The organism is Polaromonas sp. DSP2-3-2b2 (assembly GCF_049895905.1).
Taxonomy (GTDB): domain Bacteria; phylum Pseudomonadota; class Gammaproteobacteria; order Burkholderiales; family Burkholderiaceae_C; genus Polaromonas.
Genome location: NZ_JAFCTH010000045.1, coordinates 1 through 7165, shown reverse-complemented (window position 1 = coordinate 7165; position 7165 = coordinate 1). Strand labels below are relative to the sequence as shown.

Annotated in this window: 5 protein-coding genes; 1 reads left to right on the top strand and 4 read right to left on the bottom strand. The window is 59.1% G+C overall.

What is annotated here, in order from left to right; genetic code table 11:
• Window positions 1–501 precede the first annotated feature (501 nt).
• From ACP7AD_RS18355 to ACP7AD_RS18340, 4 genes are read right to left on the bottom strand one after another with little or no spacing between them, the layout of a single operon-like run.
• Window positions 502–2772, bottom strand: a complete 2271-nt coding sequence (locus ACP7AD_RS18355; RefSeq protein ID WP_426148985.1) for a cytochrome-c peroxidase — start codon at window positions 2770–2772, stop codon at window positions 502–504.
• Window positions 2687–3712: an SCO family protein gene (locus ACP7AD_RS18350; RefSeq protein ID WP_426148984.1), complete on the bottom strand. Its 1026-nt coding sequence runs from the start codon at window positions 3710–3712 to the stop codon at window positions 2687–2689. The genes ACP7AD_RS18355 and ACP7AD_RS18350 overlap by 86 nt, the downstream gene beginning before the upstream one ends.
• 18 nt (window positions 3713–3730) lie before the next feature.
• Window positions 3731–4207 carry a hypothetical protein gene (locus ACP7AD_RS18345; RefSeq protein WP_426148983.1) on the bottom strand — a complete coding sequence of 159 codons (477 nt, stop codon included), beginning with the start codon at window positions 4205–4207 and terminating at the stop codon, window positions 3731–3733.
• A 15-nt stretch (window positions 4208–4222) separates the two neighbouring features.
• A complete protein-coding gene (locus ACP7AD_RS18340) occupies window positions 4223–6121 on the bottom strand; it encodes a multicopper oxidase family protein (protein WP_426148982.1) in 1899 nt (632 codons plus the stop codon).
• Between the two features lie 905 nt (window positions 6122–7026).
• Here ACP7AD_RS18340 and ACP7AD_RS18335 point away from each other — a divergent pair.
• Window positions 7027–7165 (top strand): transposase (locus tag ACP7AD_RS18335; protein WP_426166384.1); only part of this gene is annotated, 139 nt, incomplete at its 3' end.

Here is a 7165-nt window from a genome sequence, read left to right as displayed (position 1 = left end):
CGATTTGTTGTCATGAATAACGCTCCAATGCGGATCATCCGCAATCATGGGAGCGGCAACTAGTCTGACACGGGGGGAAACCTATTTCAGTATCTTTTGATCCAGTATTTTTGAGCCTTTTCAACCTGGCTCACAATTTACAAGTTTTGAGCCAAGCACTTAACCGCGTTCATTCTGTTCAGAAGCCTTACAACGCACGGTAGCCTTTGCTTGCGGGACGATATACGGCAAATGGGGCACTGATTATTGCGCGTAGGACTGCAAAAACTGGGCGCTGAATTTCAAGTGTCCAGACTGCAGATATTCAACGTAGAAGTAACCAGCCTGCGCAGCTTTTCACGCAAATTTGGTCGACTGTCTGTTTGAATTTCGAGGATATCGGTATTTCTAGCAGTGCTCACAGATCAACTTCCATCTTCTATATTTAAAGATAAGCGATACGCCATGCTGTGAGATCCAAAGGGCCCGATCACCGTGGTGTCGCGCTGCCATCGACATATCTCATTTCAGCAAGAGATGGAATGGCTGCAGTGGACCATCCTTTGCCGGCCTGCCGTCCCTGCCAACTGCCTGAATATTCATCTGCACATCCTGGGCGCGCTTGGCGATTTTTAGATCGCTTGACTGCTGGCCAGCTACGGCAGTTTCGTCGCCCACATGCCCATTGGGCAGACTCAGCGATGGATGGTCGAAAGGCGCCCGCTCCCAGGCCACACGCGGGTCAGTGAGGGGTGCTTTAAGAAAAGCAGCCAGATCAGTCAATTCGGCAAGTGTGAGGCCCAGCGGCTTGATGTCTGGATCAAGATTCGAGCCGTTCGGACCAAAGCGGCTGGTGTTATTAGCATCAGATCCCCGGCGGTCTCCGCCTCGGTTGTAAAACTCCAGCACTTGTTCGAGTGTTGCACGGCTGCCGTTGTGAAAGTACGGCCCGGTCAGGGTGATATTGCGCAGTCCCGGCGTCTTGAAGGAGCCGTCCACGGCATCGCGGAAATCGGTACCAGGCAGCTTTTTCGGATCGCAGGTCCTGGTGGTTGATACCAGCACCTCAAAGGAGCACACATCGACGGCAAAAAGATCCGGCACAGTACCGCCTTGAAGGACCGTCCGGTACTGTCGGGTGAACGACAGAGGATTGCCCCAAGGATCTTTTGCGCCAACCCCCAGGTCTTCACTTGTCGGCCGAACGCCGATGTTGTAAAAGCCGTTGTCGTAGATCGCCGCCCGGCCATCGCCCATGAGCATTCGCTCGATACGCTCGGCAGGCGCCAAGCGCAGCCGGGTTGCGGCGTTGGTCAGTTCGGGTCCGCCATGGCAACTGCTGCACTGCGCTTTGCCACTGAACAGGCTCATGCCACGCACCTCCTGCGCGCTCATCGCCACAGTGTTGCCTTGCAGGTACGCATCGAGCGGGGCTTGGTCAGACAGAAGCGTCGCTTCATACAACTGGATCGCCAAGCCGAAGAACAGCGGGAAGTTCGCCTCGGCCTGGCTGTAGGCAACGCCGCCCAGCAACACCGGCTGTGCCGAATTCCACAAGCGCGGCTGGAAGGCAGTCTGAATCAGCTCGCGGTACTTGGGCTTGAGCGCGCCGCTGAACGACGCCAGCACCGAATCGGTCGGATCAACGACCTGGCGGTTCAGCGCGGGCAAATCGAGTACCCGACGGGCGATGTTTGGGAACGAACGGCCACCGCAGGACATCTCGACATTGCTGCCCGGGGGACCTACCGCTTGCGACGCAGCGCTCGCGTCCTTGAGTGCGAGTCGTGCCTTGGTGGCCGAGCCGCCAGCCGAGGTCGTGACCCAGATGCCCGCGTCCGGGTCGCGGTTGCCAAACGGCGAAAAGCCGTTAAACACATTGTTGGCGCGGCCGTCCCAGAAGTTGCGGACGTTGAGCGCCGCATTGATCACGGTCGGCGAGTTCCGGTCTGTGGTTCGCCGGGTGTTGATCCCGCCGACATGAAAGATGCCGTCAGGCTGCAGCATGCAGTCGTCAAATCGCGATTGTCCAGGCTGTACGAAGTTGGCGTCGAACACGCCTTGCGAGCTGACCACATCGTCATTGGAATACACAATTACCGAATCGCGGTTGAGCGAGTCTGCAAGAACATGCAGGGGAAAGTCGGCCAAAGCCAGTGTGTAGTTGGGCCCGCCCTTGCCGCCGGACTTCATGCTGTAAGCAGGCACATCCCCCGGAACACCACTGGCGACAAACGGCTTGTTGAAAAGCGAGGCGATCGACTGATTCACGTTCACCAAGCCGGGATTGACCTGGTTGGTCATGCGGTTATCGGCGCCGGCCTGAAAGTGGCAGGTCGCGCAGGCCGTGTTGCCGTCGCTGCCGACGTTCATGTCCCAGAAAAGCGCCTTGCCTAGGCGAACTGCCGCGGGGCGATCGCTGACATAGTCAGCCAGCCCAACGGGCCGCCCGGCTTCAGTGCCCGATGGGTCCGGCGGCGTGACGTTGCGCAGGGTCTGAAGGGGTGGCGCAGCGGGAACCGCCGTTATCAGAGCAGCCAACGTTACGAGATTTACAGTGCCGCCGCCCTGCGCAGGCTCCGTCAATCGGCCCTCCTGCGTGCCGCCGCCGCACGCTACCAGGACTCCGGCCGTAACCAGCACAATCAGGCGCCGCATCCACCGCTTGCTTGACATCGGCCTATTTGCATTGTACTTCGTCATACTGTCACTCCCTTGTGGTTTGTTGATTTGCTGCTGGTGTTGATACTGGATGGCGCCCGGGTTCGCCCGCCAGTGCCGGCTGCGCGGCATCTGCCAGCGTCTGCCGGTCGCGGACTTCGCCCGTGCGGGTCTCGATGTGCGCCAAGATATCCGCCACGTCCTCTCGCGACAAGCCAAGGTTGGGCATGCGCACACCCTTGTATTTTTTCAGCAGTTCGTTGGCAACCGGGTCGCCAGCGGCCAGCATTTCGTCGGGCACCAGCACAAACTTCTCTAACCAGTCGCGCTGGCGCCGCTCGGTGACGCCAAGCAGGTCCGGACCAATCTTGTCCCCCCCGCCGATGCTGTGGCACGCCATGCAGCCGTTTTGAAACAGGAACTGTCCATTGGTGAGCTGCAGCGGGCCGGCCTGGGCATAGTTTTTACTCTGCAGCAGATCGGGCCAGCCCAGAAAGGTCTGGACGCTGCCGGCGACAAAGCGCGGGTTGTCGGTCACCGAGTTCTTCATCCACTGCCCGCTGGGCTCGTGGCCGACCATCAGCGTAGTGCTGTGGTTGTCACGCGGGGCTGTCGCCTGCAGCGTGCCCAAGCCCAGCTTCTTGGTAACGATCTGTACGTCTTTTTCGCTGCCGGTCAGGAACAGCCATCCGGGCCCGATGTTGAAGCGATCGGCATACGCCTTCAGCGACTCAGGTGTGTCATGGATTGGGTCGATGCTGATAGAGTAAAAAAAGATGTCCCGGCCGACACGATCGCCCAAAAGCTTTTGCAGTTCAAGCATTTTGGCCGTGCCCAGCGGACAGACATCGCCGCAGCCAGAAAAAAAGGTGTTGAACGCCACCGCCTTGCCTTTGATCAAATCGTCGTAGAGACGTACCTTCTTGCCGTGCTGGGTCGTCAGCACGACGTTTGGAAAATGGTCGGCACCCCAGGGCCGTCGTTCAAAAGCGCCCTCGGCGTATAGCAGAGCCGCCGCAATGAGTGCCATGCCGACGACGCTCAGGGCCGCCGCCTTGCTGAAAAACCGCATGGTGTAGCTCCTGCTGTTTTAGCGTGCTGTCATCACGGCATTGAGCGAGGTGATCAAGCCACTCGCGGGGTCGACGTTCATGACAAAACGCGCCGATCCGGTACGCACCTTGGCAATCGGCGCATTTTCGTCGGTTGCCATGGGGAAGATGAACTCCACGTTCTGATTCGAAGCGAACGGCTTGATGACATGCTCCTGGCTGGTGAGCACGTACTTGATGCCGCTTTTCGCGCCAGTGCCGGTCACACCGGTCAAATCGAACTGCATGACGAATGACGGACGGCCGAAATCGGGGTCGGGCACCAGACGGCTGGTGACCACGGCCGCGCCCACGAAATTGACGGCCTCGACGTTGGTCACGGGCGCGTTCGACGTCACCGCCACGGCCTTGGAGTTCATGCGGTTTTGCGCCAAAGCAGGCAGTGGCGCCAGCACCATCAAGGCGGTCAAGCACAGAGCGCTGGCAGTCCAGCGAACTTTGAAGTGATGCAACATGGTGGGGTACTCCGATCAAGGAAGGACTTCGGCCGCAGCCGTGAATGTGACGCCCTGGGGGCGCGGCATGGGCGTGGGCAGCGGCTGCAGGAACGGTGAGCCGGCGTTGCTGATGTCCCAGCGCATGAGCATTGCGTGGTCTTCGTGCGTGGTGGTGTGGCAATGCTCCATGTACATGCCGCCCCAGTCGCGAAACTGCAGCGAGATCTTCACTTCGCCGCCCGGGCGCAGCCGGTAGACGTCTTTGCGGCCGCGCTCCCATTTGGGCACATTGGCCGCGCTGCCGTCGCGCGAGATGATCTGGCCTTCCTCGAAATGAATGTGGATCGGGTGATCCCAGCCGCCGCCGGTCTTCAACGTCCAGACCTCGCGGGTGTTGAACTTCGGCTGCGAGGTGATGCGGCTGTAGGCTGCGGCCAGCATGGCGCCGCCGTCGGTCTTGATGCCCCACGGCCCCTGCGACGCGGTTATCGGGTTGGCCGTCTCGGGCAAGGTCTGGTTGGCGCCGCGACCAAATTCAAAGACCCGTTCGCGCGCCACCGGCGCCGCCAGCGAGGGGTTCGGGATCAGGTTTAGCGGCACCTGACTCACGTCCGGCTGGGCCGGGTTTCGAACCACGCGGAACTCCAGGAAAGCGCCCACGCCTGCGTCGGGCGAATTGCCGGACAGCGCCTCGCTGAGTGACAACACCTTACTCACCAGTTTGCCGTTGTCATGCTCGGCCAAGTTGACCATTTGCACTTTGCTGCCCACGCTCCACTGGGTGAAGTCGATGACGATGTCGTAACGCTCGGCCACGCTCATGAGGTCCGTCGAGGTCATCAGCAGGCGTTGGGGCAGCAAGTTGCCGTCGTTGCCGATGAAGTAAAACGGCTTAGCGTCGCTTAAAGACACCTTGTACATGCGGGCCACGCCGCCATTGCAGATCCGAAAGCGGTACTTGCGCCGCTCGACCTCGAAAAACGGCTTATAAGCATAGTTGACGGTGATCTGGTCGCCCAGAAAACCCTCGGTGTCAAAAATGTCGAAATGCATCTGGCCGTTGGCATTGAACGCCTTGTCGGCCAGCATCAGGTTGACGTCGTACTCGAGGTTGCCCCAGTCTTTCGCGGTCCCGCTGGGCAGGCGCAGGTTGACGCCGTCATTGATCGCCTCGTTGCCGCGGTCGACCGCGCTGTAGATGTTATGCAGCGCGCAGTTGCCCTTGTAGACGTTTTGCGCGGTGAACTCGAACATGTGGTCGTGAAACCAATGCGAGCTCATCGTCTCGGTCCAGTCGCCCGGCAGCTTGGTGATGCCGCCACTGCCGTTAGGCGTGCCGGCCCGGATGTCGGTGGCCGCGGTGTTGATCGTCGTGAAGCCGGCGAGCACCAGCGGCCAGTGGTAGTCGTAGAACTGGCCGGGAAAGAAAAAAGCTCCGGTGAAGCCGTCGTTCTCCGCGCCGTGGTGGCCGTTGTGCTCGTGGGTGCTGATCGTGTGGCGGCCAAAGCCGTTGTTCAATGTTGGATCGAACGACAGCTTGTTATAGTGGCGAAAGAGCACCGGCTCGCCATAGCGGCTGAGCAGCAGCTTCGGGGGCACCGTGCCGTTGAAAGTCCACATCGTATTGGTGTCCTGAATCGGCATGTTCGGATGAAACCGCACCGGGATCGAGGTTGCCGGGTTGATGCCGGAGTTCAGGCTGGAGGCCACGCCCGGGTTGTAGGCCGTGTTCGCCTTGGCGCCTTCCTGGGTGGCAGTGACGCCGATCCTGGGCAGGAACTCATTCCAGCGCTGATGCGCCCAGATCGTCCCCGGGGGACGTCCTTCAACAGGGCCCATGCCCCCGCCGGGATAGGCCGCGACCAACGCCGGGTTCAGGCTTTGCAGCGTCTCGTTCGCCTGCGCCATCGGCGCCGGGATCAAAGCGGTCATGGGGTTCGGGGTCCGAGTCAGCAAGTCAGCGCGCGGCATCGCCTGGGTAAACGGCAGGGCGCCGAACAGTGGGCTCAGGGGCGCTCCCGTAGGAACCGCTGCATATGCACTGTTTGCGAACGGGCTCAGGCCGTGCTTGAGGGCCAAGCCGCCCACTGTGGTGAACACCCCCCACTTGAAAAGATCACGGCGGCTGACCTGACCATGGGACAAGGCCTGGACGATCTCTTGGCGATTGCGACGCGCGTTCTCGGCCTCTTCGATGCGTCGTTTCGATGCTTTTGGCGGTAAAAACATGCTGCTTGTCCTTGTTCAGTGGGCGGTTGGATTGACGAATTGACGATCCGCGACAAATGAACTGGGCCTGGGTGCATGCCTAAAGCGCAATTGTTTTGGAAAACAAAATATTAAAATTTTTTCCCAAAACAATTCATCAGAAATATTATTTCTCCTGTCCACATCAAACTGTTGCAGCCTGTACTTATGAAAGTTATAAAAATGATGGCATGCATTTTGTTAATTTTTCGTTTTTAACGCCTGGCCAGCACCCTCTCAATTGACAAAGGTTTTGAGTCCTCCCCCGATTGGGGGCGCTGCCTGATCTTTCCTACAGGAGCACTCCAATTCAACCGGCCACGCTCTGGCGAAGGCGGTTTTTACTGTTGACCTTGAAACCGCCACAGGTTCAAGCTCATTTGCTTTCCTGCTCATCAGCGAGTTCAGTGCAATGTATGAATTCACCGCGATGCCCCGGGCCTGTCGGTGATAGCTTTGAAACGATAAAAACTTACTTTACAAATACTTTTGTATTGAGCGCAAGCGGATGTAATTCCCTTTAATTAGGCGCTGTTCTGAAAGTTTGAGACCCAGGTAGTGATGCGGTCTAATCATCCGATTTGGCCACAATGACCGATGCACGCCACACCTTCACTGATGCGCAATGGCAGCGTATCGAGCCATCAATGCTGCCGTGCAAGGGCCGCCCCGGCGGGGCGCATCGAATGTTCTTCGATGCTCTGCTGTGGATGGCCCGCACGGGCGCCG